The 26,171-nt window shown below is 63.3% G+C and carries 25 protein-coding genes; 11 read left to right on the top strand and 14 right to left on the bottom strand.

Translation table 11 applies throughout. The features are described 5' to 3' along the window. Window positions 1-9 precede the first annotated feature (9 nt). The 3 genes from H290_RS0116230 to H290_RS0116220 all read right to left on the bottom strand — a co-directional run bounded on the left by H290_RS0116230 (window position 10) and on the right by H290_RS0116220 (window position 3,044). A complete protein-coding gene (locus tag H290_RS0116230; RefSeq protein ID WP_020107877.1) occupies window positions 10-762 on the bottom strand; it encodes a hypothetical protein in 753 nt (250 codons plus the stop codon). Then, a complete protein-coding gene (locus H290_RS28770; RefSeq protein ID WP_155976874.1) occupies window positions 759-2,198 on the bottom strand; it encodes an O-antigen ligase in 1,440 nt (479 codons plus the stop codon). Before H290_RS28770 ends, H290_RS0116230 begins: the two co-directional genes overlap by 4 nt. Before the next feature lie 174 nt (window positions 2,199-2,372). Continuing rightward, window positions 2,373-3,044, bottom strand: coding sequence for a PaaI family thioesterase (locus H290_RS0116220; RefSeq protein ID WP_051122089.1), 672 nt, complete (start codon window positions 3,042-3,044; stop codon window positions 2,373-2,375). Between the two features lie 87 nt (window positions 3,045-3,131). Here H290_RS0116220 and H290_RS0116215 point away from each other — a divergent pair, with 87 nt between their 5' ends. Then, window positions 3,132-4,067 (top strand): 1,4-dihydroxy-2-naphthoyl-CoA synthase, encoded by a 936-nt coding sequence (locus tag H290_RS0116215; protein ID WP_020107874.1) that lies wholly within the window; start codon window positions 3,132-3,134, stop codon window positions 4,065-4,067. Window positions 4,068-4,161: 94 nt separating this feature from the next. On the opposite strand, the gene H290_RS0116210 is transcribed toward H290_RS0116215, so the two are convergent. Then, the gene (locus H290_RS0116210; protein ID WP_155976873.1) at window positions 4,162-5,193 is read right to left on the bottom strand and encodes an alpha/beta hydrolase family protein; all 1,032 of its coding nucleotides are present in this window, start codon (window positions 5,191-5,193) and stop codon (window positions 4,162-4,164) included. Between the two features lie 231 nt (window positions 5,194-5,424). Here H290_RS0116210 and H290_RS0116205 point away from each other — a divergent pair, with 231 nt between their 5' ends. Further along, window positions 5,425-6,354, top strand: coding sequence for a hypothetical protein (locus H290_RS0116205; protein WP_028463280.1), 930 nt, complete (start codon window positions 5,425-5,427; stop codon window positions 6,352-6,354). A gap of 74 nt (window positions 6,355-6,428) precedes the next feature. Here the strand turns inward: H290_RS0116205 and H290_RS0116200 are convergent, their stop codons facing one another. Next, window positions 6,429-7,481 carry an LLM class F420-dependent oxidoreductase gene (locus H290_RS0116200; protein ID WP_020107871.1) on the bottom strand — a complete coding sequence of 351 codons (1,053 nt, stop codon included), beginning with the start codon at window positions 7,479-7,481 and terminating at the stop codon, window positions 6,429-6,431. 212 nt (window positions 7,482-7,693) lie between these two features. Between H290_RS0116200 and H290_RS0116195 the strand changes: the two genes are divergently transcribed. The 6 genes from H290_RS0116195 (at window position 7,694) to H290_RS0116170 (ending at window position 12,192) form a co-directional block, all read left to right on the top strand. After that, window positions 7,694-9,043: an inorganic phosphate transporter gene (locus tag H290_RS0116195; RefSeq protein ID WP_020107870.1), complete on the top strand. Its 1,350-nt coding sequence runs from the start codon at window positions 7,694-7,696 to the stop codon at window positions 9,041-9,043. Then, a complete protein-coding gene (locus tag H290_RS0116190) occupies window positions 9,040-9,321 on the top strand; it encodes a hypothetical protein (protein ID WP_020107869.1) in 282 nt (93 codons plus the stop codon). The genes H290_RS0116195 and H290_RS0116190 overlap by 4 nt, the downstream gene beginning before the upstream one ends. A 99-nt stretch (window positions 9,322-9,420) precedes the next feature. After that, a complete protein-coding gene (locus H290_RS0116185) occupies window positions 9,421-9,771 on the top strand; it encodes a DUF3349 domain-containing protein (RefSeq protein WP_020107868.1) in 351 nt (116 codons plus the stop codon). Then, a complete protein-coding gene (gene menE / locus H290_RS0116180) occupies window positions 9,764-10,912 on the top strand; it encodes an o-succinylbenzoate--CoA ligase (RefSeq protein WP_020107867.1) in 1,149 nt (382 codons plus the stop codon). The genes H290_RS0116185 and menE overlap by 8 nt, the downstream gene beginning before the upstream one ends. 123 nt (window positions 10,913-11,035) lie before the next feature. Next, window positions 11,036-11,359, top strand: a complete 324-nt coding sequence (locus H290_RS0116175; protein ID WP_020107866.1) for a hypothetical protein — start codon at window positions 11,036-11,038, stop codon at window positions 11,357-11,359. Between the two features lie 164 nt (window positions 11,360-11,523). Further along, entirely contained in the window at window positions 11,524-12,192 is a 669-nt protein-coding gene (locus H290_RS0116170; RefSeq protein ID WP_020107865.1) for a DNA-binding response regulator, read from the top strand. Between the two features lie 104 nt (window positions 12,193-12,296). Here the strand turns inward: H290_RS0116170 and H290_RS0116165 are convergent, their stop codons facing one another. After that, window positions 12,297-13,211 carry a hypothetical protein gene (locus tag H290_RS0116165; protein ID WP_020107864.1) on the bottom strand — a complete coding sequence of 305 codons (915 nt, stop codon included), beginning with the start codon at window positions 13,209-13,211 and terminating at the stop codon, window positions 12,297-12,299. Window positions 13,212-13,440: 229 nt separating this feature from the next. Here H290_RS0116165 and H290_RS0116160 point away from each other — a divergent pair, with 229 nt between their 5' ends. Continuing rightward, window positions 13,441-14,439: a daunorubicin resistance protein DrrA family ABC transporter ATP-binding protein gene (locus H290_RS0116160; RefSeq protein WP_020107863.1), complete on the top strand. Its 999-nt coding sequence runs from the start codon at window positions 13,441-13,443 to the stop codon at window positions 14,437-14,439. Next, window positions 14,436-15,260, top strand: a complete 825-nt coding sequence (locus tag H290_RS0116155; protein WP_020107862.1) for an ABC transporter permease — start codon at window positions 14,436-14,438, stop codon at window positions 15,258-15,260. Before H290_RS0116160 ends, H290_RS0116155 begins: the two co-directional genes overlap by 4 nt. Before the next feature lies 1 nt (window position 15,261). Here H290_RS0116155 and H290_RS0116150 read toward each other — a convergent pair whose 3' ends face one another. Further along, window positions 15,262-18,495 carry a BTAD domain-containing putative transcriptional regulator gene (locus H290_RS0116150; RefSeq protein ID WP_020107861.1) on the bottom strand — a complete coding sequence of 1,078 codons (3,234 nt, stop codon included), beginning with the start codon at window positions 18,493-18,495 and terminating at the stop codon, window positions 15,262-15,264. A gap of 149 nt (window positions 18,496-18,644) precedes the next feature. Here H290_RS0116150 and H290_RS0116145 point away from each other — a divergent pair, with 149 nt between their 5' ends. Further along, window positions 18,645-19,514 (top strand): 1,4-dihydroxy-2-naphthoate polyprenyltransferase, encoded by an 870-nt coding sequence (locus H290_RS0116145; protein ID WP_020107860.1) that lies wholly within the window; start codon window positions 18,645-18,647, stop codon window positions 19,512-19,514. A gap of 82 nt (window positions 19,515-19,596) precedes the next feature. On the opposite strand, the gene H290_RS0116140 is transcribed toward H290_RS0116145, so the two are convergent. From H290_RS0116140 to H290_RS0116115, 7 genes are all read right to left on the bottom strand, one after another. Further along, on the bottom strand, window positions 19,597-20,367 hold the full coding sequence (locus H290_RS0116140) for a Clp protease N-terminal domain-containing protein (RefSeq protein ID WP_369758827.1): 771 nt from the start codon (window positions 20,365-20,367) through the stop codon (window positions 19,597-19,599). A gap of 62 nt (window positions 20,368-20,429) precedes the next feature. Continuing rightward, window positions 20,430-20,645, bottom strand: coding sequence for a hypothetical protein (locus H290_RS0116135; RefSeq protein WP_020107858.1), 216 nt, complete (start codon window positions 20,643-20,645; stop codon window positions 20,430-20,432). A 101-nt stretch (window positions 20,646-20,746) separates the two neighbouring features. Further along, window positions 20,747-21,172 (bottom strand): endonuclease domain-containing protein, encoded by a 426-nt coding sequence (locus tag H290_RS31680; protein WP_231373717.1) that lies wholly within the window; start codon window positions 21,170-21,172, stop codon window positions 20,747-20,749. Then, window positions 21,162-21,626: a hypothetical protein gene (locus tag H290_RS31675; RefSeq protein ID WP_020107856.1), complete on the bottom strand. Its 465-nt coding sequence runs from the start codon at window positions 21,624-21,626 to the stop codon at window positions 21,162-21,164. The genes H290_RS31680 and H290_RS31675 overlap by 11 nt, the downstream gene beginning before the upstream one ends. 135 nt (window positions 21,627-21,761) lie before the next feature. After that, the gene (locus H290_RS0116125) at window positions 21,762-24,302 is read right to left on the bottom strand and encodes an ABC transporter permease (RefSeq protein WP_020107855.1); all 2,541 of its coding nucleotides are present in this window, start codon (window positions 24,300-24,302) and stop codon (window positions 21,762-21,764) included. Then, window positions 24,299-24,931, bottom strand: a complete 633-nt coding sequence (locus H290_RS0116120) for an ABC transporter ATP-binding protein (RefSeq protein WP_051122085.1) — start codon at window positions 24,929-24,931, stop codon at window positions 24,299-24,301. Before H290_RS0116120 ends, H290_RS0116125 begins: the two co-directional genes overlap by 4 nt. 82 nt (window positions 24,932-25,013) lie before the next feature. Further along, complete coding sequence (locus H290_RS0116115; protein ID WP_028463279.1) at window positions 25,014-26,171, bottom strand: PLP-dependent cysteine synthase family protein; 1,158 nt, start codon at window positions 26,169-26,171, stop codon at window positions 25,014-25,016.

Genomic DNA, 26,171 nt, shown 5'->3' with positions numbered 1-26,171 from the left:
GATGCCACTTCAGTCGCCGCGCATCTCGGCGCCGACCGGAAACATATCAACGTCAGTGGTTAGGGGTCCTCGGTCACCGTTCAAGCGATCGCGGTTCGGGAGATCCATTTCGTGACGTCCGTCGTCGCGCCGCCTGCGATCGTCGAGAGCACGAGCAAAGCTGACAGCTCCGAACAGCAGCACCACCCCGGCGATCCCGATAAACGCGACAGTCCTCAGGCGACTGGATACACGTTCAACTGCAGCAGCCGGACTGGTAATCGCTTGAGCCGTCAAGTAATAGGACGGATCACCCCCATTTTTGACCTGAATCGATCGCAACTCGCTCTCCAGCATCTCTCCGAGTCTGGCGGTGGTGGCCTCCGCCTTCTCTGGGGTATCAGCACTCGACGACACCCGGATGATCTGCCCGCTGCCGAACTCGCTTGCAGGCAATACCGCGTAATCGGCGGACAAGTTGGCACCGACAAGAGCGTCCCCGATATCTGCAGCACCGAGACGAGCGACAACAACCTGCGCAGCAAGCGACGGATCAACAGCCCGCAGATAAGGATTGTCGGCCTTTTGGGCGAGGCTTGGGTCTGCCTCCATCTGACTTTCAGACGGCATACCCGGCGTAATTAGAACGTAGGACGCCGACGACTCGTACGACCTTGGTCCGAAGAACAGCGCGTATCCGCAGGCGCCCACAATCAGTAGGACCATCGGAATGGCGATGAGCTTGTGGGCCCACAGCGTCTTGAAGAGGGATAGTGGATTCATGAAATTGACTCTCGCTCAGTTCCTTTGGTCCGGTACTGATCAGATTCCAGATCGATCTCTGATTCTTCCGGTTGATTTCGCGCGACCAGCCAGACCGATCCAGACAGGCCGGCAACAAATGCGAATACGATGGTGAAGGTGGGAAAGGACAACGAATCAAAAGTCGCCGACACCAGAACAGAGGCTAATCCCGCTCCAGCAACGCCGCCGGCAAGCGCCTTCATCGCAGGGTCACGGAGATTGCATGCGGCGAAGAACGCTGCATACGTCGGCAACACCAAGAATGCAATCAACGCGAAAACACCCAGCAACCCCATCTCGACCGCCACCTTGAGGTACTCATTGTCCAAAATCTTCAGAGCATTGACGGGCAGATAGGTACCGGGTCCGCTGCCGAGCAGCGGACGGTCGTGGACCATGGCCTCCACACGCGGGTAGTTGTTCAGCCGAGTAGTGATCGACGGATCGTTGGACGTTGTGGTGATCGTAATGGTCGCAAGCATCGTGGCAACCATTCCGGGAACCAGGGCGAACACTGCTACCACGCCTGTCGGGACAAGAATGTACGCCCACCTCCGAGCGACGACCGGAAGGAACGGCACCATGACGATCGTCACCGCGAGAAGACTCAGGATCATCGAACGGGACACCGTGAATACGGCTGCGGCGAGGATCACCAGGCACTGCGCCCAAGCGACCCATCGACGCCGAGAGGGGTCGTAGATGCATCTCCAGACCGCCAGCGGAAAGACCATGACCATCACGACACCGAGCTCGATGGGCGTAAACGTCGTACCAGCAACACGAACAAACTGGGACCGCTGCTGAAACGTCGTCCGCCCACCGTTATCCGTCATACCGACCATCAGGTCGGTCCAGTAGTGGACCGGATCAGTGTGCAGAAAGAATTGGTAGATACCGACAGCCGCACAGAAGGTCGCGCCGAGCACCAATGCACGGACGAGCGATGCCAGTTGCTCTCGGGTACGGACAAAGTCCGCAGTCACGCACACGATTCCGGTAATTGCGAGAAGCGTGATAACCCAGCGCTCGGCACTCAACTTTCCCTGGACGGTTGCCGGGCCGCCGCCCATTGCAACAAACGATGCAACGGTCACAAGCCACAGGATTCCTAATCCAAGACGGGCCGGGTGCCGCTGAATCACTGGGTCGTGCAGACCCCAGAGAGCCGATGCCACCCACACTCCAACAAGGATCAGCGCCAACACCATGGCCACAAACCCGTTGGCACCCAACGGATCAAAGATGATATTGGCGGGGAACACAAAGACGGTTACCGCGACAGCGCGAAGCAGCCACGGCGCTTCGCCCCGTCGATGAGCCGCTAGTCGGGGGGCGACCGAAGGCGACGTACTGGTATCGATCACGAGTCGAGTATCCGGCAATTCACGTGTGAATAAGAACCCGAAAAGCAAACTGAATCTGTTCGGACTACTGTCCGAAATAACTACTCGACTTCGAGTAGTCCAAACACCCGACTCATAATTCGTTAACAGACAAAAGGGAAATATTCGATCGTGACGATCAGAAATTCATCCCGAGGCGGATTCAAAATGATTGTCACGATCGAAAGTGACTTACATCGACTGCTACGGCTGGCCGGGCTTCAGTTTGATGAACAGCCCGTCGGCCTCTGCGCACAGAGTGTCGCCGTCGTGCAGGCTGCCCTTCAGGAACACCTTGCGGCCTTCGATACGGTCGACCCATGACCTGAAGATGAGTTCTTTGTCGAGCGGGGTGATCGCGCGATAGGTGACCGTCAGATAGGCGGTGCGGGTGATCCCGCCGGATCCGAGTGCACCGGACATCCCCAGCAGATCGTCGAACGCCACCGCGATCTGACCGCCGTGGGCCGCCTTGTTGCCGCCCAGGTGGTAGCGCCGGAACGTGATCCGCGCCTTCACCATCTCGGCTGTGGCCTCGTCGACCTCATAGGGCGGAAGCGTGATGTTGCCGCGTGCCGGCAGGTCGATTCGCCCACCCGAGGGAGCACGCCATTCGTCGATGGCCACGGCGTCGAGCCGGTCGTTCATCACCTTCAGCTCATCGATCAGCTCGTCGACGAGATCTTCCGGTGGGCAGGCTGCCTTGACGCGGTCCATGAACGTCCGCACCTGCTCGATGAACTCCCCGTATCGCGGGCCACCGCGGGTCAGGTCCAAGTCGAAATCGGGGCGAAATCCACCCTCGTGACGCTCTTCGAGAGGTTCGGCGTCGCCAAAGGCCGTGGCGGTCGCTTCGAGTGGGTTTCCCTCAGTCATGGTCACGACAGTATCGACCAGTGTCGACCTGGCGCGACCCGACCTCCGGACCAGCGTCCGGGATTTGCCCTACTACGCTCAGAATCCATGAGCGCCTCACCAGATCAGCCCTTCGATCCAACGCAGTGGAAATCGGTCGAAGGTTTCGACAACCTCACCGACATCACCTATCACCGCCACGCAGGCGAGGGTCGCGCACACGGCATCGTGCGGATCGCATTCGACCGCCCTGAGGTGCGCAACGCCTTCCGGCCCCACACCGTCGATGAGTTGTACCGCGTCTTCGACCACGCGCGCCGCAGCCCTGACGTGGGCGTGGTGCTGCTGACCGGAAACGGACCGAGCGAGAAAGACGGCGGCTGGGCCTTCTGCAGCGGTGGCGATCAACGCATCCGCGGCCGCTCGGGCTACCAGTACGCGGGCGGCGACACCTCGGACACCGTCGACACCGCACGAGTCAAAGCCGAAGGTGGCCGCCTGCACATCCTCGAGGTGCAGCGGCTGATCCGGACGATGCCCAAAGTAGTGATCGCAGTGGTCAACGGCTGGGCCGCCGGCGGCGGACACTCCTTGCACGTGATCTGCGACCTCACGCTGGCCTCACGCCAGCACGCCCGGTTCAAGCAGACCGATGCCGACGTGGGCTCGTTCGACGCTGGATACGGCAGCGCCTACCTGGCCAAGCAGGTCGGACAAAAGAACGCCCGCGAGATCTTCTTCCTCGGGCGGGCGTATGACGCCGAATCCATGCAGCGAATGGGCGCCGTCAACGAAGTGGTCGACCACGCCGAACTCGAGGCGACCGCCATCGAATGGGGCAAGACCATCAATGGCAAGTCCCCCACCGCCCAGCGCATGCTGAAGTTCGCATTCAACCTCACCGACGACGGCCTCATGGGACAACAAGTCTTCGCCGGCGAAGCCACCCGCCTGGCCTACATGACCGACGAAGCCGTCGAAGGCCGCGATGCATTCCTGGAAAAACGCGCACCCGACTGGGACGACTACCCGTTCTACTACTGAGTCCACGTGAACAACAGGTCCAAATAGATCAGCCCCCACCAACTGGCGGGGGCTGATCTATTTGGTCGACTCTATGTGGTCGACGCCTATCGGGTCATGCTCCGATCGGGGCGGCCAGAGTGGGCCACGATTTGTGCAACTGATCTTCCCAGTAGCCCCACGAGTGTGTGCCCGCCGGCGGGAAGTCGTAGGTCGCCGGTATTTTCAGCGTGTTCAGACGGTCGTACAGCAATGCGGTGCAGATACCGGTCGCGGCTTCGATGCCACCGCCCAGGATGACCTGATCGGCCAACTGGGCCACGTCACCGTCGGCGCGATCCAGCGTCTCGTACTGGCCGGGCAAGCCCGTGGCGTTCGAGATGTAGAGCGTGAGGCCACGCAACTTCTCGGCGTTGATGATCGGGTCGTTGGCCGCCCAGCCGGGGCCGTTCACCGGTCCCCACATGTTTTCCACGTCACCGCGGCCGCGTGCACCGACCGTGATCTGGATGTAGAACTGGCCGAGCTTGCTGGACGTTGATGCGCAGCCGCTGTAGGAACCAACCGACTTGTAGAGTCCCGGATGCTCGATCGCCAGGTTCAACACAGACGTCGCCGACGACGAGATGCCGGCGATCGAGTTGAGCCCCGAGGTGCCGAGTGCCTGGTTGATGATCGGGGGCAGTTCGTTGCCGAGGAAGGTCGACCACTTGTTGCGGCCCAACTCCGGGTCGTCTTTCTGCCAATCGGTGTAGTAACTGAACGCACCCGAGTTCGGCGTCACCACATTCACGTTCTTGTTGGCGAAGAAACCATCGACGTCGGTCCTGGCCTCCCAGTTTGCCGCGTCCTCGCCACCACCTGCGCCGTTGAGTAGATAAAGCGTGGGCCGCGGAGCCGACCGGTCCTTCGGCAAGAGCACCGAAAGCGGGATGTTTTTGTTCATCGACGCCGAATAGACCAGCAGATCGAGTTTCTGAGATCCCGTTTCGGTCACTGCCACCAGCTTGGATCCGCCGGGAGATTCGATACCGATCTGCGGGAGCTCATCGGCTGTGGCGGGCGACGACACCAGGAGCGTCGTCGCGGCCAGCATGGAGGAAACGGTCGCCGCCAGCGCAATACGCAGGGACTTACCTGTACTCATTCGGGTCACCAGGCGACACTATCGGGTAATCACCCTGGTAGAAAATGATCCGGTCGTCACGACCTGGTACCAAATTCATTCGGAGCCGCACGGTGATCTCACACTCGCTCGGCCTGCAGACCGCGCGAGCGTGAGATCAATGAGCGAGGAATTGCTCCACAGTTCTGTCGACGATCCACATTCGGTCCCGCGGTGAGTCCAGTGACGCCACTCGTCGGCGACGATCGGCACATGGGGGATTTCACGGAAGACAGCGACGGCCTGGTCTGGCGTTCAGTTGCGGTAGCGCGGGGCCACAGCGACGAGGAGCTCAGACGAGCGGTCCGTGCCGGACACCTGCACCGAATCTGGCCGGGCGCTTACGTCCTGACAGCCCATCGACACCCGCGCGACGACCTGGCACATCTACGCCTCACCGCCGCCGCCCGTAGCTGCGACGGCATCATGCCGGTCTCGCACGTCTCGGCAGCTCTCCTACACAATCTGCCGTTGTTGAAGCCGTCTCACGAGAAAGTGCACTTCACCAATGGCCGGGCGAGTGGTGGACGTATCGAATCACGCCGACATATCCATGCCGGACTTCTTCTCCCCCGCGATGTCACCGCGGTCAACGGGATCGCAGTGACAACAATCGAGCGCACCGCTGTCGATACCGCCCAGACAGGGACGTTCGAGCAAGGTTTGGCCGTTTTCGACAGTGCACTTCGTCTCGGGGCAGACCGCGACCTGATGACTTCGATGGTGGCCGGACGACGCGGCAGACAGCGTATCGCCCACGCTCGGCTGGCTCTGACCTCCGCCGATCGGTTGTCGGAGACAGTTGGAGAATCATGGAGCCGCGCCCAGATGATCGCGTGCCCGGACATTCCGAGACCCCGCCTACAGCACGTCTTCTACTCAGCTGATGGAAGATTCATCGCCCGCGTCGATTTCGACTGGGATGGGCGATTGGTCGGCGAGTTCGACGGTCTCGTCAAATACGGTGGCGGCTTGATGAAGGCGGGTCAGACGCCCAATGACGTTGTCATCGCCGAGAAGATCCGGGAAGACCGGTTGCGGCAGATGGGAATCGAGATCGTGCGGTGGACCTGGGCCGATCTCGTCAACGGGAACCTGCCGACGATATTGCGACGTGCGATGGTCCGCACCGGGATCATGTGACATCGCCGCTCGTGGTTCTCACGCTCGCTCGGCCTGCAGACCGCGCGAGCGTGAGAACAGCGAGCTGGATCAGATCAGCTGACGAGTTCTTTGAGTTGACGGATCTGGTCGACGCGCGCTTCGTGGGTCGGCGCCGGTGAGCTGATGAGCAGCATGCTGAGGCCGACTTCGTCGAATGCGGCGAGACGCTCTTTGACGTAGCCCGCCGAACCGATCAGGGACATGCCCGAAGCGAGGTCGTCCGGAATCGCCGCTGCCGCTTCGGCTTTCTTTCCATCGAGGTAGAGGTCCTGGACCGTCTTGGCGGCGTCGGCGTAGCCGTAGCGAACTGCGAGGTCGTTGTAGAAGTTCTTGCCACGTGCACCCATACCGCCGATGTACAGCGCGGAGTGATGCTTCACCAGTTCGAGCGCCCTTTTCTGCTCTTCCTTGTCGTCGGTGATCAGCGCGGTGACGGTGGCGGAAATCCCCAGCTGGCCGAGAGCGGGGTCACGCTTGGCGTTGCCCTTGGCGAGCGATTCACCGAAGACCGAAGTCAAATGCTCGGGATGCAGGAAGATGGGCTGCCATTCCTCGAACAGCTCTGCTGCGAGCTCGACGTTCTTGGGGCCGATTGCGGCGAGCAGCATCGGGATCCGGTCGCGCACCGGGTGGTTGATGATCTTGAGCGGCTTACCCAGACCGGTGCCGCCGTCTTCTTTGGAGAACGGCAGCTTGTAGTACTTGCCGTTGTATTCGGTCCGCTCACGACGCCAGATCATCCGACAGATCTCGGCGGTTTCGCGCGCTCGACCGACCGGGGCGTCGTACTTCACGCCGTGAAACCCCTCGATCACCTGCGGGCCCGATGCGCCGATGCCCATGACAAAGCGGCCGCCTGAGATGTAATCGAGGCCGGCGGCGGTCATCGCGAGGTTGGTGGGCGTCCGCGAGAACATCGGCAGGATGCCGGTGGCGAGTTCCAATGTCGTGGTCTTCGCCGCGATGAAACCCAGCTGGCTGACAGCGTCGAAGCTGTAGGCCTCAGGGACCGTGATCCGGTCAAGCCCAACCTTTTCGAAGTCGACCAGGTTGTTGATCGTCTCGGCAAAATCTCCCGAGTAGTTGATACCCATGCCGATCTTCATATGTCCTCCCAAGGACCGAACAGCCTACGAGACAAGGTGGTCGCAGTGTGCCACAGCACCCCGATTCGGCATCGACCCGACCACTCCTAAACCTTCTCAAAGTGAACAGTGGATGAACACTTTCGCCGCGCGAAGGAAACCGCTGGTCAGCTCGGATGTCAAACCGGTGAACGTTTAGGTGATTTCGCCATACCACACGCAGAATATTGACCATGAGTGCAGAAATGTTGATCCTCGTGCTCCTCGTCATCACTGCACTTGGATTCGACTTCACCAACGGCTTTCATGACACCGGGAATGCGATGGCAACGTCCATCGCGACAGGCGCACTCAAGCCGAAGACCGCGGTCACGATCGCGGCCCTCCTGAACCTGGTCGGAGCTTTCCTCTCGGTGGAGGTCGCTGCCACGATCACCAAGGGCGTGCTGAACATTCAGCAGACCAGCGGTGACGACTCCGGCAGCCTGGTCGGCGGCCTCGACGTCCAGAAGGCACTCCTCATCATCTTCTCCGGTCTGGTCGGCGGCATCCTGTGGAACGTCTTCACCTGGCTCTTCGGACTTCCCTCCAGCTCATCGCATGCACTGTTCGGCGGCCTGATCGGCGCCGGTATCGCCGCACTCGGCACTTCCGGGGTCAACTGGGAAGGTCTCACCAAGAAGATCATCATCCCGGGTCTGCTGGCCCCGGTCATCGCGTGCATCGTGGCCGCCAGCGGCACGTACCTCATCTACAAACTCACCAAGTCGATCGCCGAAAGCAAGAAGGCACAGGGCTTCCGGGTCGGCCAGGTCGCGAGCGCCTCCCTCGTCGCACTCGCCCACGGCACCGGCGACGCGCAGAAGACCATGGGTGTGATCGCCATGGCGATGATCGCCAGCGGACACCTCGAAGCCTCGAGCGTGGAACACGGTCTGCCGTTCTGGATCGTCCTCAGCTGCGCCGGTGCCATCGCACTGGGCACTTACCTGGGTGGCTGGCGCATCATCCGCACCCTCGGCAAGGGGCTCGTCGAGATCGAATCCCCGCAGGGTATGGCCGCAGAGGCCTCGTCGGCGGCCATCATCCTGACGTCGAGTGCAGCCGGAATGGCTCTGTCGACCACGCAGGTCGCGACCGGATCGATCCTCGGCTCCGGCATCGGCAAGAAAGGCGCCACTGTGCGCTGGGCGGTCGCCGGCCGCATGGCCACGGCCTGGGTCTTCACCCTTCCCTCTGCCGCATTGATGGGTGCGGCGTCGTTCGCGGTCGCCAATCTGACAGGTGGTGCCGCCGGCGCGGTGGTCATCTTCGTAATCCTCGTTGCCGCCTGCGGTTACATGTACTGGCGCGCACAACTACAGAAGGTCGACAGCCACAACGTCAACGCCGATTGGGACGAAACCACCGACAGTGTCATCCCCGCGGACGTGGCGGCCGCGTACCACCACGAGCACGATCACCACCACCAGGACGCCTCAGTCGTTGCGGTCGAGAAGAAGTCCGACATCCCCGTCACCCCGATTCACAAGGCGGACGACACCGCCACCGGGCTGGGCCAAAAGAAAGCGTCTGATCGATGACCACGTTCGAAGCGATTCTCAGAGTGCTTGTTGTCGGACTGATCCTCGGCGCCGGGCTGCCGGCGATTTTTGCGATCGGAATCCGCCTCCACGCAACCGGATCGGGCGAAGCGCAGTCCGACGGGACGATGACACCGCCGAGTCCGCTGATGAAGGGCCTCGCCTACGTGCTTTTCGCGATCATCAGCGCGGTGATCCTGATCAGTATCCTGTGGATTACGCGCGGAACCATCGAGTACTACTTCGGCGTCGATCTGTTTCCGTTCGTAGAGGGCTGATCGGGACAGATCTACGTGGTCAGAATCAACAAAATCGGGTGACCCGGCGGTCAGGAAGCGGCTGCCGACGGAACGCCTCGCACTGCGAAAGGAGCCGACATGGATCGACCGCAGTTCCTCACCAAGGTTGTCAGCTGGCTCCGCGAGGGATATCCCAATGGGGTCCCGTCGAGCGATTATCAGCCTCTGTTCGCTCTCCTGCGCCGCCAGCTGTCAGAAGAAGAAGTCACTTCTGTCTCTCATGAGCTGATCAAGAGCGGCCAGATGACCGACAACCGGCCCGAACCGATCACCTCGATCGACGCCGGGGTCCTGATCACCAAGATCACCGACGAACTTCCTCTCGAAGCCGATGTGGAACGGATCCGCAAGCACCTCGAATCCATGGGCTGGCCATTCGATCCCGCGCCCCTGACCGACCCCGACGACAATTCCGAAACCGGTGACTGACCGGCGGGTTCTACAACCCCTGCCGTTGTCGGCGGCTGCCGATGTCGGCGCGCTCACCGATCTGTTGGCAGGATCTGTGAGCTACCTCCCGGTCCCGGCCGCCGATCCCACCGAGACCGCCCGGCTGTGCACTGCGCTGGGCGCCGGGGAGCCCATCGACCCCGATGTCGCGCTGGTCGTCGCCACCTCTGGTACCACCGGAACACCCAAGGGCGCAATGCATTCGGTGAATTCGCTGACCGCCTCCATCGACGCCACCCACGAATACCTCGGTGGGCCCGGCGGCTGGCTGCTGGCCCTTCCCCCGCATCACATCGCCGGCCTGCAGGTGCTTCTGCGCAGCATCCGTGCCGGATTCGACCCGATCACGCTGGACGTATCCACCGGCTTCGACCCCGCCGTATTGGTGAGTGCCATCGATCAGATGACGTCGAGCCGCCGGTACACCTCGCTCGTGCCGACCCAACTGATGAAAGTCCTGGGACACCCCACCGCGACCGCCGCCCTGAGTGCGGTCGACGCGGTGCTCGTCGGGGGTGCGGCAACCCCGCCGGCTCTGCGTCGTCGGGCGATCGAAGCCGGGATCCCCGTCGTCGGTACCTACGGGATGAGTGAGACCTGCGGCGGCTGCGTCTACGACGGAACCCCCCTGCGCGGGATCAAGATCCGCATCGACGGTGAGGAGCCCGGACGGGTCATCATCGGTGGTCCGATGGTCGCGGCGGGCTACCGCGGGCTACCCGACCATCCGGCTTTCACCGACACCGGATGGTTCCGGACCGACGATCTCGGCACGGTCGACACCCATGGCCTGCTCACCATCATCGGCCGCGCCGACGAGGCCATCACCACCGGCGGTTTGACGATCGTGCCGCAGGTGGTCGAGGCCGTACTCCTGTCAGACCCGACGATCAGCGAATGCGCCGTACTCGGATTGCCCGATGATCGCCTGGGTGAGAAGGTGGTCGCTGTCGTGGTCGCCGCACGCGGAGCACAGGTGAGCGTCGAATCAGTGAAAACCTTTGCCGCCCAACACCTTGACCGGACTGCCGTACCGCGCGACGTGCACTTCGTCGACGACCTCCCCCGACGGGGTCCCGGCAAGGTCGATCGTGCCGCGTTGCGCGCGACCCTCATCTGATCCGCACCCGGGAAATACGCGTAGGGGTGGGTCGAATATCGGGTAGTCGACTACCCGAGACCCCGCTATGCCATCCCCAGCATGCTGTCTACAGGCACTAGTCGCATCCGAAAGGTCGTTGACATGACTTCCATCAACCTCACCCCCAGAGCAGTCGCGCCGTCGAAGGTGTACTGCAAAGTCGATGACAGCAGTGGACCGATCGCACCCGGAGATCGGCTCGTCCCGTCCACCACCACATTCGGCCATGCCATGAGAGCCGTAGGTGCAAGCGAGGATTCGACGGTCATCGGTGAAGCTCTCGCCCCATTCGACGGCGGATGCGGCCTGATTCCCATCGCGGTGACCGACGAACAGCTCGCATTGGTGCGCAAGCATCTGGCCAATCGACACCGCCCGAGCAAGTTGTTTTACAAACTCCTCAACCACCGCTGCAAGATCGGCTGATGTTTCGCAGGATCCAGTACTGGGTAAACAACTCCACATCAACTCAGAAAGTCGGCTGAGCAGCAGCGCAAGCTGTACAGCACCAGTCTTTGCCGACGGCGGGGAACGGAAGTAGGTACCGCATACGAGATTGATGTGCGGACGTGAGAAGCCGGGGGGTTTCGTTGAATACCAGCAGTTTTGAACCTGCGTACAGAGTAGGTGTCGTCGAGCATTTCGAGTCGCTGCTCAAAGGCCTGCAGACAGTCATCGAAGAATCAGATGGGATGGTCTTTGCCGCGGGCGGGGCCACAGTTGACGACTTGCTCGCCGAAACCAGCGATCTCGATGTTGCCTTGCTCAACCTGCGCCTCGACGACAAATCCTGCCCTGCCCACAATGCCCAGAAACTGCACGCGCACAACATCAGTGTCCTGGCCTTCACCACCGGGGACCATCCCGAACTGGTCCGGTCGGCGATCGCCGCCGGAGTTGCCGGAGTCTTGCGCAAATCTGCCCGCAACTCAGAGGTGGTGGAAGCCATCCGACTTGCCGCTGAAGGACGAACCGTGGCCACCATGGATTGGGCAACCGCGATAGACGCAGACCTGAACCTCGCGGCCGTCGAACTGAGCCCCCGCCAACGCGAGGTTCTTGTGCTCTACGCCTCCGGCGAGCCCGCGGGGCGAGTCGCGTCGATCACCGGACTCTCGATCGAAACCGTGAACGCATATCTCACCCGCATCCGGCGCAAGTATGCCGACGCCGGCCGCCCCGCCCCCACCAAGACCGACCTCTACAAACGGGCATTGGAGGACGGGTGGCTGCCGATTCCCCCGTTGTACCAGCGCTGACAGCTAGCCGCTGCGGCCCGCGGCCCGCCCCACCCGTTTTCGCACCGTCCACCGACAATTGCCGGTGGACGATGCAAATTCGGGTGGCGGGGGACCATCTGGGGTCACAGCACACCGCCCAACTGCAGGCCTCGGTTGAGCAGTGCCCGAAAGCGCTGTGGATTCATCAGGTCACTCCACGTCCAACGCATGACGTGAATACCCAACGCGCGCAGGCGGTCTTCCCGATACTTTTCGCGGATGACGGCATCTTCGACCGACTCGCCCGGCCGTAGGTGCTTCCGGTATTTGTATCGCCCGTCGAACTCCCCCACCACGCGGCCGTCCCAGTCGAAATCGGTGAACCCGATGAGGCCGTCGTCGTCGACAAAAGCGTGTTGCAGTCGTGGCGCAGGCACCTCCGGAAAGCCGAGCATCAGCCCGCGGCTGAGTGATTCTCCCGGATTCGCGGCCTGCCCGTCGGCCGCCTGCGCCGCGTCACGCAGCGTCGCTCCCCCGACGAAGCCGTGGAACCGCTGAGCCATGGCCTCGACATCCGCACGCGGCACACCGGCGCGTAAACCGGAGTCGAGTATCGCCAACGCCTCGAGAAAGTCGCCCTCGCGCGCGACATCGACGACCGTTCGCACCACGGATGTCACTCGATGCCCGTTCACCATCACCACGTCGCCGGGATCGACCTCCGCCTCATGGAGGTGAATCCCCTTGGCCACGCGTCCACCCCGGCGGACGATGAAGTGCACTTTGCCGTCGTCCGGTCTGAGCATCGGCAGGTCGTGCACAGCGGCGGCCGATCGATGGCTGATGACCCGCACCTTCGACTTACCGGCCCGGGCATACACGCGTTCGAGGTACTCGGCAGGAGCCGACAGATCTGGATCGGGTGGGACGTAGACGCCGGCGCAACGGCGGATCAGCGTGCCGGACCGAAGCCCGGTACGGACGGCCTGATCGCTGAGCGCACCGGCCGGCACGAGTTCTGCGCGTCGGAGCAGATGGCGTGGCTCCTGAGGTGTCATGGATCCACCGTGAAAACGGGGTCGGACAGAACCGGGCCCTACCGCGGGTCATCTGTGGATACTCGCGGAAAGTGTGGATAACCTGCGCAGACGCCGCCCCACCCACCCGTTTTTGCACCGCCCAGCGGCAATTGCCGGTGGACGACGCAAATTCGGGTGGACGGGGACCTGGCATCCCACGACAGCAGCTGTAAGCCCGACGACAGCGGGCCGGCGCATTGTGTGTTCCATGAACACACCACTGCATACCGGTGCCCCGGCCATCGAGGCCCACGGACTGGTAAAACACTTCGGTTCCACCAAGGCCGTCGATGGCGTCGACCTGGTTGTTCCCACCGGATCGGTCTACGGCGTGCTCGGCCCCAACGGGGCCGGAAAGACAACAACCGTCCGAATGCTCGCCACCCTCCTGCGGCCCGACGCCGGTCAGGCGAAGGTCTTCGGCTACGACGTCGCCACCGATTCGGTCGCCGTGCGATCGATGGTCGGGGTCACCGGCCAGTACGCATCGGTCGACGAGGATCTGTCGGCAACCGAGAACCTGATCGTCTTCTCCCGGCTGCTCGGCAAGTCCCGCCGCGAATCCCGGATCCGATCCACCGAACTGCTCGAAGAGTTCGGTCTGACCGAGGCGTCCAAACGTCCCCTCAAAGAGTTCTCCGGCGGTATGCGCCGCCGGCTCGATCTCGCGGCCAGCCTGATCGCCACTCCCCCGCTGCTCTTCCTGGACGAACCGACCACCGGACTCGATCCGCGGACGCGTTCGCAGATGTGGGACACCATCCGGCAACTGGTCGCCGGCGGCAGCACCGTGCTGCTCACCACCCAGTACCTCGACGAGGCCGACCAATTGGCCGACCGCATCGCCGTCATCGACCACGGCCGGGTCATCGCCGACGGCACCGCCGACGAACTCAAGAACTCCGTCGGATCATCCACCCTGCAGCTCACGCCCGCCGACCGCTCCCTGGCTCCGGCCGCAGCCGCGATCGTCGAACGTGTGCTGTCCGAGCCGGCCACGCTGAGCCCGGAAGCAGGCCGCATCACCGCACCGATGCTGCGCCCCGACCTTCTCCCCGACGTCCTCATCGCCCTGCGCGAACACGGCATAGCCATCGAGGCGATGAACGTTCAAAAGCCAAGTCTCGACGAGGTTTTCCTCACCATCACCGGCAAACCCGCCGACGCCACCGCCAAAGATCCCAGCGCCCAGGAGCATGCAGCATGACCACAGTCATCGACAAACCGATCACCACCGCCCCGATCAGCACCATGCATCCGGCGACCAGCGTCAGCGTGACCACTGCGATCAAGCAGTCGTTCACGATGGGCTACCGCGGGCTCCTCAAGATCCGCCACAACCCGGAACAGCTGTTCGACGTTGTGCTGCAACCGATCATCTTCACGCTGATGTTCACCTACATCTTCGGCGGCGCGCTGGCCGGCAGTGTGCAGGACTACCTTCCGATCATCATCCCCGGCATCCTGGTTCAGACGGTCATCGTCACCAGCATCGTCACCGGGACACAGCTTCGTGAAGACATGGACAAAGGTGTCTTCGACCGGTTCCGGTCGCTGCCCATCGCCCGGATCAGTCCGCTGGCCGGGGCATTGCTCGCCGACGTGATCCGGTATCTGATCGCCACCACCATCACCTTTGTCGTCGGCATCGCGATGGGCTGGCGACCCGACGCTCTCGGAGTCATCGGGGCAACCCTGCTGGTGATCGTCTGCAGCTTCGCGGTCTCCTGGATCTTCGCCTTCATGGGAACCGTCATGAAGAAAGCTTCAGCGGTACAGGGCGTTTCGATGCTCATCCTGTTTCCGCTGACGTTCATGTCGAACGCCTTTGTCGAGCCCGCAACGATGCCCGGCTGGATGCAGACGTTCGTCAAGTTCAACCCCATCTCGCACCTGGTGACGGCGGTTCGCGAACTGACCAACAACGGGCACGTGGGCATCCACGTCCTGTGGTCGCTGGTCGGTGCCGCGATCATCATTGCGATCATGGCCCCGATCACCGTCAAGTCCTACATGCGCAACGCCTGAATCAGACTGCGGCCACGCTGTTTTCCATGATCGACAAGATGTCCTGTACGGCTTGCCGGCGGGACATCTTGTCGATCTCGGCGCTCAGCTCCTGCCATTGGGCGTCCGGCACGGCAGCAATCTCCTGACTCCGCTCACGCACGACCACCAAGGTGGTGTAGTCGAGCCGGCAGCCGATCCGCTCGGCGAGCAGCAACAACCGGGCTCCCGACACTGATCCGGGATCTCGGCCGCTGAGCGCCACTCCGAAAGCCATGGCCATCGCACCCAATTGCGGGAGGTCCGCGAGGCCGCCGCGGCTGAACATGGCTGCGGCAATCGATCCGACGTTCGACAAATATCGACCTGATACCGCGGTACGTCCCGCCAATGCCATTCCACAGACCCCGGTGCTGATCACCATGCCGACAAAGGGATCCTGCGCCGGCGACGGATGCTCAGACAGCAACAAACGCACCGAGCGCTCGAAGAGGTCGGCGGCCTCATCGGCATTGTCGTCCTGCCATTCCAACTCTGCGGCGCCGACCAGGATCGCCGCGGCGATCTCGGGATGGGCGCGGGGGTCGGGATCCGCCGGCACCCACCCCTCCGCAAAAACGGCGAACTCCTTGCGCGCCTCCTCGATACGTCCCATGCCGACTAATGCAGCCACGATGTAGCCACGGGTCTGCCGGACATCCTGGTCCGAGCCGATCATCTCGAGCAGACCCATCGCGCGACGATAGCTTTCGATCGCCATCTCGTACTGAGCCGTCTGGCCATGAAAACTACCGATCTGCATCAGGACACTGGCAGCGATCCACGAGTCATTGTGGGATTCCGCAATACCCAGAGCGATGTCCGCCGCCTGCACCGCACCGCGCCGGTCGGACATGTTTTCCCGAGTGTTTGCGGTGAGCAACGCCGCGATCATCCGGACCCGCGAATCGGTACATCTGGCACCGATCACCATCCGGCGCAATGCACCGAACTTGTGATGCGCCAACATGATCGAAGAGATGAAGTCGAATTGGTATTGATCGGCGAGGTCGGCGCGGAAGAGCCGGCGCAACTGCCATCGGGCGATCGCCACGAGACGATGGCTGCGGGCCATCAACAGGTGACCACCGGCGATCAGGTACACGGCCTGTCGGTATTCACGCTCGGTGTCGGCCAGCCCGTCCGCGGCCGCCTGATCCAGATACGGCAGGACCGCGACAACTCTCGGGGCCCAAGCCATCACCTCGCCGTGCAACCCACGGACTGCCCAGAACCCCGCGATCACCGGGAAACACGCGACGATCGTCTGTTCCCAATCCGCCGGGCGCGCAGCCACATCAGGTTCCATGCAGCGGCGCAACACCCAGACCAGGTTGTCCACCTCCGCCGATACCGCCGCCAGCACCGCCGGCTGCTCACCGTTCTCGAAGGGCTGGCGGGCATCGCCGGCGAATGTTCGTGCCCACCGTGCGATGGACGAATTGACCTGCGGCCCTTCACCCGATGCGATCAGCTGCTCTTCACCGAACTCGCGCACGGTCTCGAGCATGCGGTACCGGACACCGCCGTGTTCAAAAACCTGGAGGAGCGACTGGTCCACGAGGGCGTCGAGGTCGTCGTCGAGTTCGAGGTCGGTGACTCCCACGACGTCGCGGGCCGCGGCACGCGAGAACCCGCCGGGAAAGCGGCACAATCTGCGCAACGCGATCCGGGCGGGTTCGTCGAGGAGTTCCCAGCTCCATTCGATGACAGCGTGCAGGGTCCGGTGCCGGACCGGTGACGAACGATCCCCCGTGCGCAGCAACGCAAATCGTTGCGACAACCGCTGCGAGATCTCGGCAACGCTCATCGTCCGGACCCGCGCCGCAGCCAACTCGATGGCCAGCGGCAACCCGTCGAGTGCTCGGCACAGGTCAGCGACTTCGGTGTTGTCGATGGTCACGTCCGGCCGGATCGCCCGGGCCCGCGCGGTGAACAAATCCGTTGCAGCCGAGCCATACTCGTCGATGGACAGCGGCGGAAGCTGATGGATCACCTCAGCATTGACGCGAAGCGGTGACCGGCTCGTGGTCAGGATCCGAACATTCTCGGACATACCGATGAGTTCGGACGCCACCCGGGCACAGGCGTCGACCACATGTTCACAGTTGTCGAAGATGACCAACGTCTCCGACGTCAGCGCATCGGCAAGGCGGGTCTGCAGGTCCGAAAAGGCCAGGCGCGGACGACCTCCGAGCCCGACATCGGATTCGCCGACACCGAGCGTTGCGGCCACGGCCGCGACGACGTCGTCCTCACCCCGCACAGAAGCGAGCTCGACGAAGAACACCCGCACACCGTCGTCGGCGATCAGATGCCCGATCAGATTGGCGACGCGCGTCTTACCGGCACCTCCGGGTCCCTGGATCGTCACCACTCTCGATGTGCGGAGCAGCGAACAGATGCGGCTGATGTCGGCTTCGCGACCCAGGAGTTCATTCGGCTCGGCGGACAACCCGACCGACATCACACGGCCGACCTCACGTGGCCGCTCGACCGGCGTCGGCTGCAACAACTGTTCGTGAAGGGCCGCAACCTCCGGCCCCGGGTCGGCGCCGAGTTCGGTGGACAATGTCCGGCGCAGACGCGCGAACACCGCCAGCGCCTCGGCACTTCGCCCCAGCGCCGACAATGCCCGCATCAGGGTGGCGTGCGCCGACTCGTCCAGCGGGTCGGCATCGGCTCTCCGTTGGGCCAAGGCCCGCGCGGTCTCGAAATCTCCGTCGTCCAGTGCCTTCTGCGACCGGCGTTCGTCGAGTTCGACCTGAACACGGTCGGCGGCCTGCCGAACATCACGGGCGAGGTCGTCGTCGCCGAGATCGTCACCGGGTGCCCCGCGCCAGAGTCGGGCGGCCGCCTCGAGCGACTGCGCCGAACCATCGGCGAGCAACGACTGAGCAGTGAATACATCGACGGCGACCGCCGGTAGCGTCAGCCGATAACCGGCCGGGCCGGCCTCGATGGCGCCCTCGGGCAGCAGTGGCCGAAGTCGGGATATCTGTGTGTGCAGCGCCGACTGAGGCGATCGCGGAAGATCGTCGCCCCAGACTCCATCGATGAGGGCAGACTGCGACCGCTGACTGCCCGGAGTCAGCGCAAGGACCGCCAGCAGACGCCGAGCCCGGATTCCGGGTACCGGTCGCATTCGTCCGTTTTCGTCGGCTATCGAAACCGGTCCGAGTAGTCCGATGATCGGAACTCCTGCGGCAGGCGGCACATTTTCCTCACAACTCGTGGGCAGATTCGATGCAAAACTGCAGGTCAGTATTACTCGCAACAGCCTATCTCTCATGCGACACGGAGCGGAGCCAGACCAAGTGCAGGGGCCTGGGCAGGGGCGAGAGCCGGTGCGCAAGGATGACTCTCATGGCTTCCGCAGCGCAGTGGTTCGAAGGTTCCCGGCCCCGCACGTATCCCAACGCGATCGCGCCGGTCATCGCCGGCACCGGTGCGGCCGGCTGGGTCGGTGACATCGTGTGGTGGAAAGCCGCGCTGGCCCTGGTGGTGGCGCTGGCGTTGATCATCGGCGTGAACTTCGCCAACGACTACTCCGACGGCATCCGCGGGACCGACGATGTACGGGTCGGCCCGATGCGGCTCGTCGGCTCCAAGGTGGCCACCCCGAAATCGGTGAAGACCGCGGCGATGACAGCCCTGGCCGTGGCCGGGATCGCCGGGTTGGTGCTCGCGTTGACAAGCGCCTGGTGGCTGATCCTGGTGGGCCTGGCATGCATCGTCGCGGCCTGGTATTACACCGGTGGCCGAAACCCATACGGGTACAGCGGTTTCGGTGAGATTTCTGTGTTTGTTTTCTTCGGACTGGTGGCTGTTCTCGGTACGCAGTACGTCCAGGCCGAGAAGGTCGATTGGGTCGGCCTGCTCGCCGCGGTGGCCGTGGGTTGTTACTCCAGTGGAGTCCTGGTGGCCAACAACCTCCGCGACATCCCCACCGACACCGAGTCGGGGAAAGTGACACTTGCGGTTCGTTTGGGCGACAAGCGAACTCGAATACTTCACACTGCACTCGTGGTGATTCCATCGCTGGTCAGCCTCGCACTTGTCGCGGCCACCCCGTGGGCATTGCTCGGCTTGATCGCGGCTCCGTTGGCGTACAAGGCCAACGCACCGGTCCGCGCCGGTGCCGGCGGACCTGCGTTGATTCCCGCACTCGCCCTCACCGGCCTCGCGATGCTTCTCTGGTCAATCGGCACCGCCATCGGCCTGCAGCTCGCCTAGCCCCCGACCCCGCACCCCGATGATGTGCCCTTATTGCGGAGCCCACCTGGGCTTTTGTTCGCCATAAGGGCACATTTTCGGGTTAGCTGGTGGCTGCCTGCTGGACGGCATCGCGGAGCGCGTCGGCCGTCGTGGCCGATTCGATGAGCGCCTTGGAGGCGGCATCGCCGGTGGCCAGGATTCCCAGGAGGACGTCCTCTGCGATCAGGTCGCGGTCTGCGGCCCGGGCGATGATTGCCGCCTGGGTGATCGCCGACTTGGCGTCCAGGGAGAACCGGGGCCGGCGCATGCCACCCCGCGGTCCCCGGCGGCCTCGGCCACCTTCCCACGGTCCGCGGTCATCGCCTTCGCGCTCCCAGGGAGGCGGGCCGTCACCTTCGGGACCTTCCCAGGGACCTGACCACAGTCCGTTCGGTCCCCCGCGTCCGAAGGGTCCGCCGCGTCCGCGTGGTCCGCCATGTTCGTGTGGACCGCCATGTTCGTGTGGTCCGCGGCGTCCGTGTGGTCCGCCGCGTCCGCGTCCATCCCGACCGCCGCGGCGTTTGCCCCAGTTGTCGGTGATGTCGTCGCCGAATGCGGATTTGACCGCCGCGCGAACCTTGTCGAGATCGATTCCGATGGCCGCGAGGGCGTCCCGGTCTTCATCGACGCGATCTTTGTCCGCGTCGGTCTTGTTGGCCTCGTGGTACTCACGTACCACTTCACGGGCCTGAGTCAGGGTCAAACCCTGCTCACCGAGGATGTTGAACACCGAACTCCGGGCGTTGCAGAGCATGCCGAGGATGAGGTGGTCGTTGCCGAGTGTGGTGTGTCCGAGGTCGGCTGCCTCCTGATAAGCGAAAACCAGGGTCATCCTGTTTTCGCGAGTGAACTGGTGAAACATGTTGTCTCGCTTCCTGATGTGGAACGCGGCGGCTATTCGCCGCGTGAATGCTTTTGGTGCACGGCTTGACGGCTCACCTGCAGTACGTCGGCGATTGCCTGCCAGCTCCAGCCTTGTTGCCGGGCATTGGCGACCTGTACGTCTTCGAGCCGATCGGCCAACGTTCGCAGTGCCCTGACCGCTGCCAGCCCTTTGGCCGGATCACGATCTGCAACTGCTGCGGTGATGTCTTCTTTGTTGTCTTGCACGATTGTCAAGTTACCCTGACACGAGGCGAGTGTCAACATTTATTGACAGCTGCACCCGGGATATTCCGGATTTGGTGGGTTTTGGTGAGCGTTTGCCCAGGTCAGGGTCGCCAAAACCCACCAAAATCGGAGCAGGACCAGCCTCGCGATCGCAGTGCTGCACGTATTTGCGAGACGAACTCGGCTCGGTTGGCGCGGATGTTGGCCGCGGTTACCGGAATCACGATCCATCCCGCGGCGCGTAGGCGGTTCCACCGTTCCAGGTCTTTGGCGTGCTGTTCGGCAGTGCGGTGATGTGCGCCGTCGTACTCGACGGCGACTTTGAGTTTCGGCCATGCGATATCGAGGCGGTAGCGCCCGTTCATCACCTCGACCTGCAGAACCCACCCGCACAAACACTCGTCGACGAGAATGAGGCGCAGTCGGGTCTCCCAGGGAGACTCCGCAAGTGGATCGACCAGACGCATCGCTGTGATCGCCTTGCCGATTCCCCAGTGGTTCTCCCAGCGCTTGAGTTCAGCACGCATCTCGTCGAGCATGGGTTGGCCACAGCCGAGCCATCGCGTCGAGTGCCGCAACCGCTTCGTCACGAAGATTGAAGCGACCCAGATCAATACCGGTTCTCGCCAGGGACGTGCATCGAACTCCATCGAGGTCAACGATCTCGTCGGAATCGATCTGAACGCGCCGAACGCAAACACCCTCGTATCGCTTGTTTCCGTCGATCGGTGCCACGATTTCCGGCTCGGCGATCTTCGGACGATACGGGTTGCCCCAGAGATGGGCCGCGGACCAACCACAGAGCACGGCATGTTCATTGAGCATCCCCGCCGCGATCGACATGACGCCGAAGTCGGCCTCCTTATCGTTGCGCAGCCACACGCCGCGCAGGATGGAGCGGTACTCGAGTCGCAGCTGATGTCGAGACATGATGTCGAGCAGGTCTGCGGCGCGCGCCGGACCGGTTGGCAGTTCCCCCATGGCCAGAGTCTGCCGACCCACCACCCGCAGGAGAGCCCGCGAACCCCGAGTTATCCACAGGCTCGGCGCCGGTCTTGGTGGGATTTGGAGAGCTCGACCTGGGGAAACGCTCACCAAAACCCACCAAATCGGGGGTTATTCGGTGAGGAGGGACTCGCTGATGTTCATCCGGCCGGCACGGGCGGCGGGGAAGAAAGCGCCGGCAAAACACAGGGCAAACGCGATGACCACGTAGACACCGATGAGAGCCTGCGGCGAATACACCACCTCCACGGCTGTCGACTGCGTGAGGATCTTGTTGCCGACGAGGTGCAGAGCGGTACCCATCACCACACCGAGCAGCGACCCGATCGCCGCAACGGCTGCGGCCTCCGCGAGAACCATCCGCTGGACGAACTTGCGTGAGGCACCCATCGCCCGCAGGACCCCGAGTTCGCGTTTGCGCTCGATCACCGAGAGCAGCAGGGTGTTCAGCAACGCGACCGCCGCGACCACCGCGACGATCCACTGGATGGCGATCGCAAATGCACCCGACTGCTCGACGGAGGCCTTGGTGGCATCGAGGCCTTCCTGGCCCGTATAGACGTGGGTCGGCATCGTCGTGGCTTCGTCGGCGGCGGCGACGAGCAAGGGCCGGATCTGCTCCTGGTCGACACCCGGGTCGGTCGTGACCTGCAGGTAGGTGTCGCCGGGCCGATTGAACCAGTCCGCCAGCAGTTCATGGGAGATCGCCGCGGTGCCCGAGTTGACGCTCACGTAGTCGACGAGTTGCAGGACGGGCAGCGAGTGAAAACCGGTCGGCGACGCGAACTCCACCGGATCACCGGCCTCGACGTCCAGATTCCCTGCCATCGTCCGCGACATGATGATGCCTCGGCCGGCGAGGACCTCGTCGATCACTTCGGGGGATCCCTTGGAGACAAACGGCGCACTCATGCCGGGAGCGAGACCCTGCAGCATCACCAGCGACTCACCGACGTTGACCGACGCCCACTGGCCACCGACCACACTCTCGACCCCGGGCACATCGGCAATCGCCGCCGACACCGCCGGATCCAGAATCGGCCCATCCGGAACCGTCGAACCGTCCTGCGACGACACGTAGAAGTCCGTGTCGCCCAGGCCATCCAGCGAATCGGTGATCGACGACACCAGGTTGTTCATCACACCGGACGTACACAGTCCGACCGTGATCGCCACCGCCACCGTCATCAACGTCGCCCACGCACGCCGCGGAGCCCGTTCGGTGTTGACCGCGCTCAACGTGCCCGGTCCGCCGAACCGGGCCGCGAGCGCACTGACGGCCGCCACCAAAGGCCTTGTGATGGCGTAACACACGAGGAGCATGCCGATGCAGAACACGATGCCGGCGGTCGCGACCGCCGCACTCTGGATGCGGTTGGCCATGATCCAGCCAACGACGATGAGGACCACACCCAGCACCCCGGACACCTTGGCCGCCACCCCTCGTCCGGCGCGCTGCTCGGCGGCAACACCGCCGGACATTGCCTCGATCGGCGACACCGTGAACACCGACCGGGCGGCCAGCGCGCTGGCCCCGGTACAGGCGAGGACACAGGCGATCACCGCGGCCGGAGCGGCATACCCGGGCAATCCGAACTCGATTGTGGCACCGAAGGATCCGACTACCTCGGGCAACTGCCCGATCGCCCAGCGACCCGCCAGGATTCCGACGGGCACCCCGATCAGGCCACCCACCAGACCGAACAGCGCCGCTTCCCCGATGAGGTCGGCGACCAGCGGTCCACGTTTGCCACCCAGGGCCCGGATCATCGCGATCGACGACCGCCGCGATGCGACGGCCATGTTCATCGTGTTGAACACCAGGAATCCGGCGATCACCAACGAGATCAGCGACACCAGCAAGGTCGAGTTACGTGTTGTTGCGCTTGCCGTTTGCACCTGTTTCGCACGGAAGTCCGGGCTCACCACCGCTGCCCGGCCGTCGACCACCGAATCCACCTGCTCGCGCAGCTCATCGGCCGACGTTCCCGGTTCCTTGGTCACCAAGATCGAATCGACCCGGCCGTCGTGATCGGTGAGTTGCTGAGCCAATCCGAGGTAGGCGAAGATGAACTTCCCGCCGTTGATGGCCGCCGCCTCCGGGGCATCGATCACCATCGAGACCGTGGTGTCGACACCGTTGATCGAAACCTGTTGGCCCTCCTGCAATCCGGTGGCCTTGCCGACACTGATCCCCGACATCAGTTCGTTGACATCGGTGCCGCCGGCGGTCGCCGCCTCTTCGACGGCGTCCCGAAGTCCACCGCTCAGCGCGGTGATGTTGTTGTCGCTGCCGAGGACCGTGATGCGCTCACCCTCGATGTAGACCGGGCTGTTGATCAGGGGCACAACACTTCTCGCGGCCGGAGCCTCGCGACGGATCTCTCCCATCAACCCGTCGTCGACCCCGGAGTCGACGATGCCGGCGACCTCGAGGTCAGCGGTCCCCGAGATGGTGTCACTGAGTTTCTGGACCGACGACGTCAGCGACCCGTACGTGCCGAGAACCGCGACCAGCAGCGCCGAGGCGACAACAACCACCATCAGTGACGTGGTCACCCGCAGCCGATGGCTGAGCAGTTCCCGAAGATTGACAAGCCTGATCCGCGTCAGACCGGCGAGTACCGGCCCGAACAATGCCGACGGCTTCACTCCTGAATCTTCCCGTCCCGCACGGTGATCGTCCGATCGGCGTGCGCAGCGGCCTTGTTGTCGTGGGTGACCATGACCACCAGCCGGCCATCACCTTCGTGGGCAACCTCGGTGAGCAGTTCCAGGATCGATTCGCCCGTGTGCGAATCCAGGTTGCCGGTCGGCTCGTCGGCGAGGACGATCCGCGGGCTCATGATCAGCGACCGCGCGATCGCCACCCGCTGCATCTGTCCGCCCGACAGCTCGGAGGGGCGATGCTTCGATCGATCACCGAGTCCAACCCGGTCGAGCAGGGCAATGGCCTCCGACTTGGCCGACCGCAATGACTTCCCGTCGAGCAGTCGCGGCAATGCCACGTTTTCCCAAGCCGACATCGTCGGGATCAGATTGAAGAACTGGAAGATGAAGCCGACCCGTGTGCGCCGGAACTCGGATTGCTGTTCCTCGGAGAGTTTCGCCAGATCGAGGCCGTCGACGATGATCGATCCGGAGTCCGGAACATCCAGTGCCCCAAGGACATGCAGCAGGGTGCTCTTGCCGGCGCCGGACGGCCCGACGATGGATACGAATTGACGCGCTTCCAGTGTCAGGTTGAGACCGTCGAGCGCACGGACCTTCTCCTGCCCCATCTGGTACTCCCGAACCAGATCGATCGCCTCGACGATCGGTTGTCCGCTCGCCTCACGAATGTCACTCAAACCCGAACTCGGCTCACTCAATCCATTCCCCCGTCGCAAAGAAGTTCTCCAGTGTTGCTTCGGCGCGGGTCAGGTCGAGACCGGCACCCGTCACCCAATCGTCGTCGTAATAGGTACCCGAGTACCTATCCCCGCCATCGCACAGAAGGGTCACCACACTGCCCGGTGTACCTTCCTTACGCATTTCGGCAATCAGCCGCAGCGCACCCCACAGGTTTGTCCCGGTCGATCCACCGACCCGGCGGCCCAGAATGTCACTGGCGCGGCGTGCCGTGGCGATGCTCGCATCGTCTGGAACCGACACCATCCGGTCGATCACCTGCGAGATGAACGACGGCTCGACCCGCGGACGTCCGATGCCCTCGATTCGTGAACCGGGTACCGGCCCAAATGGTGCATCCGGGTCACCGTCGCGATAGGCCGGGAAGAAGGCGGAGTTCTCCGGATCGACGACGCAGAGCCACGTGTGGTGCCGCCGGTACCGGATGAATCTGCCGATCGTCGCCGAGGTGCCCCCGGTCCCCGCACCCACCACAACCCAGGTCGGCACCGGGAACTCTTCCCGCGCCAACTGGCTGAAAATCGATTCGGCAATGTTGTTGTTGCCGCGCCAGTCCGTGGCCCGTTCGGCCATCGTGAACTGGTCGATGAAATGTCCGTTGGTCTCGTCGGCCAATTGCTGCGCGGCGCCGTACACCTCATAGGATCGCTCGACGAAGTGGCATCGACCGCCCTGCCGCTCGATGAGGCCGATCTTGGCCGGTGATGTCGTCGCCGGCATCACCGCGATGAACGGAACACCGATCAACTGGGCGAAGTAGGCCTCGGACACCGCCGTCGACCCCGACGACGCCTCGATGACCGTGGTCCCCTCGGTGATCCAGCCGTTGCAGAGCGCATAGAGGAACAGCGACCGCGCAAGACGATGCTTCAGCGAACCCGTGATGTGGGTGCTCTCGTCCTTCAGATACAGCGAGATCCCGGTACTGCCCGAGCCCGTGTCCCACCGGGACCAGGCCGGAAGCGGAAATCTCAGCAGGTGTGTGTCGGCACTACGCGTGGCATCGGCATCGATGAGCCGGATCGCGTTGTCCACCCAACTGCGATCCGCCCGCCGGTCGACTTCCCGGGTCCGGACCGCACCGGACTCCCCACGTCCACCGCCGGCCAT

The organism is Nocardia sp. 348MFTsu5.1 (genome assembly GCF_000383535.1).
Classification (GTDB): domain Bacteria; phylum Actinomycetota; class Actinomycetes; order Mycobacteriales; family Mycobacteriaceae; genus Williamsia; species Williamsia faeni.
The sequence above is the reverse complement of the archived record's forward strand: the minus strand, read 5'-3'. Positions and strand labels throughout refer to the sequence as shown.

Excerpts from the sequence above, each read along its gene's own strand:
- H290_RS0116175 (WP_020107866.1), top strand. The coding sequence starts at position 11,036 with ATGACTTCCATCAACCTCACCCCCAGAGCAGTCGCGCCGTCGAAGGTG.
- H290_RS0116185 (WP_020107868.1), top strand. The coding sequence starts at position 9,421 with ATGGATCGACCGCAGTTCCTCACCAAGGTTGTCAGCTGGCTCCGCGAG.
- H290_RS0116155 (WP_020107862.1), top strand. The coding sequence starts at position 14,436 with ATGACCACAGTCATCGACAAACCGATCACCACCGCCCCGATCAGCACC.
- H290_RS0116220 (WP_051122089.1), bottom strand. The coding sequence starts at position 3,044 with ATGACTGAGGGAAACCCACTCGAAGCGACCGCCACGGCCTTTGGCGAC.
- H290_RS0116210 (WP_155976873.1), bottom strand. The coding sequence starts at position 5,193 with ATGAGTACAGGTAAGTCCCTGCGTATTGCGCTGGCGGCGACCGTTTCC.
- H290_RS0116160 (WP_020107863.1), top strand. The coding sequence starts at position 13,441 with ATGAACACACCACTGCATACCGGTGCCCCGGCCATCGAGGCCCACGGA.
- H290_RS0116230 (WP_020107877.1), bottom strand. The coding sequence starts at position 762 with ATGAATCCACTATCCCTCTTCAAGACGCTGTGGGCCCACAAGCTCATC.
- H290_RS0116190 (WP_020107869.1), top strand. The coding sequence starts at position 9,040 with ATGACCACGTTCGAAGCGATTCTCAGAGTGCTTGTTGTCGGACTGATC.
- H290_RS31675 (WP_020107856.1), bottom strand. The coding sequence starts at position 21,626 with ATGGGGGAACTGCCAACCGGTCCGGCGCGCGCCGCAGACCTGCTCGAC.
- H290_RS0116215 (WP_020107874.1), top strand. The coding sequence starts at position 3,132 with ATGAGCGCCTCACCAGATCAGCCCTTCGATCCAACGCAGTGGAAATCG.
- H290_RS0116205 (WP_028463280.1), top strand. The coding sequence starts at position 5,425 with ATGGGGGATTTCACGGAAGACAGCGACGGCCTGGTCTGGCGTTCAGTT.
- H290_RS0116145 (WP_020107860.1), top strand. The coding sequence starts at position 18,645 with ATGGCTTCCGCAGCGCAGTGGTTCGAAGGTTCCCGGCCCCGCACGTAT.
- H290_RS0116195 (WP_020107870.1), top strand. The coding sequence starts at position 7,694 with ATGAGTGCAGAAATGTTGATCCTCGTGCTCCTCGTCATCACTGCACTT.
- H290_RS0116120 (WP_051122085.1), bottom strand. The coding sequence starts at position 24,931 with ATGGGGCAGGAGAAGGTCCGTGCGCTCGACGGTCTCAACCTGACACTG.
- H290_RS31680 (WP_231373717.1), bottom strand. The coding sequence starts at position 21,172 with ATGCGTGCTGAACTCAAGCGCTGGGAGAACCACTGGGGAATCGGCAAG.
- H290_RS0116140 (WP_369758827.1), bottom strand. The coding sequence starts at position 20,367 with ATGACCCTGGTTTTCGCTTATCAGGAGGCAGCCGACCTCGGACACACC.
- H290_RS0116200 (WP_020107871.1), bottom strand. The coding sequence starts at position 7,481 with ATGAAGATCGGCATGGGTATCAACTACTCGGGAGATTTTGCCGAGACG.
- H290_RS0116165 (WP_020107864.1), bottom strand. The coding sequence starts at position 13,211 with ATGACACCTCAGGAGCCACGCCATCTGCTCCGACGCGCAGAACTCGTG.
- H290_RS0116115 (WP_028463279.1), bottom strand. The coding sequence starts at position 26,171 with ATGGCCGGCGGTGGACGTGGGGAGTCCGGTGCGGTCCGGACCCGGGAA.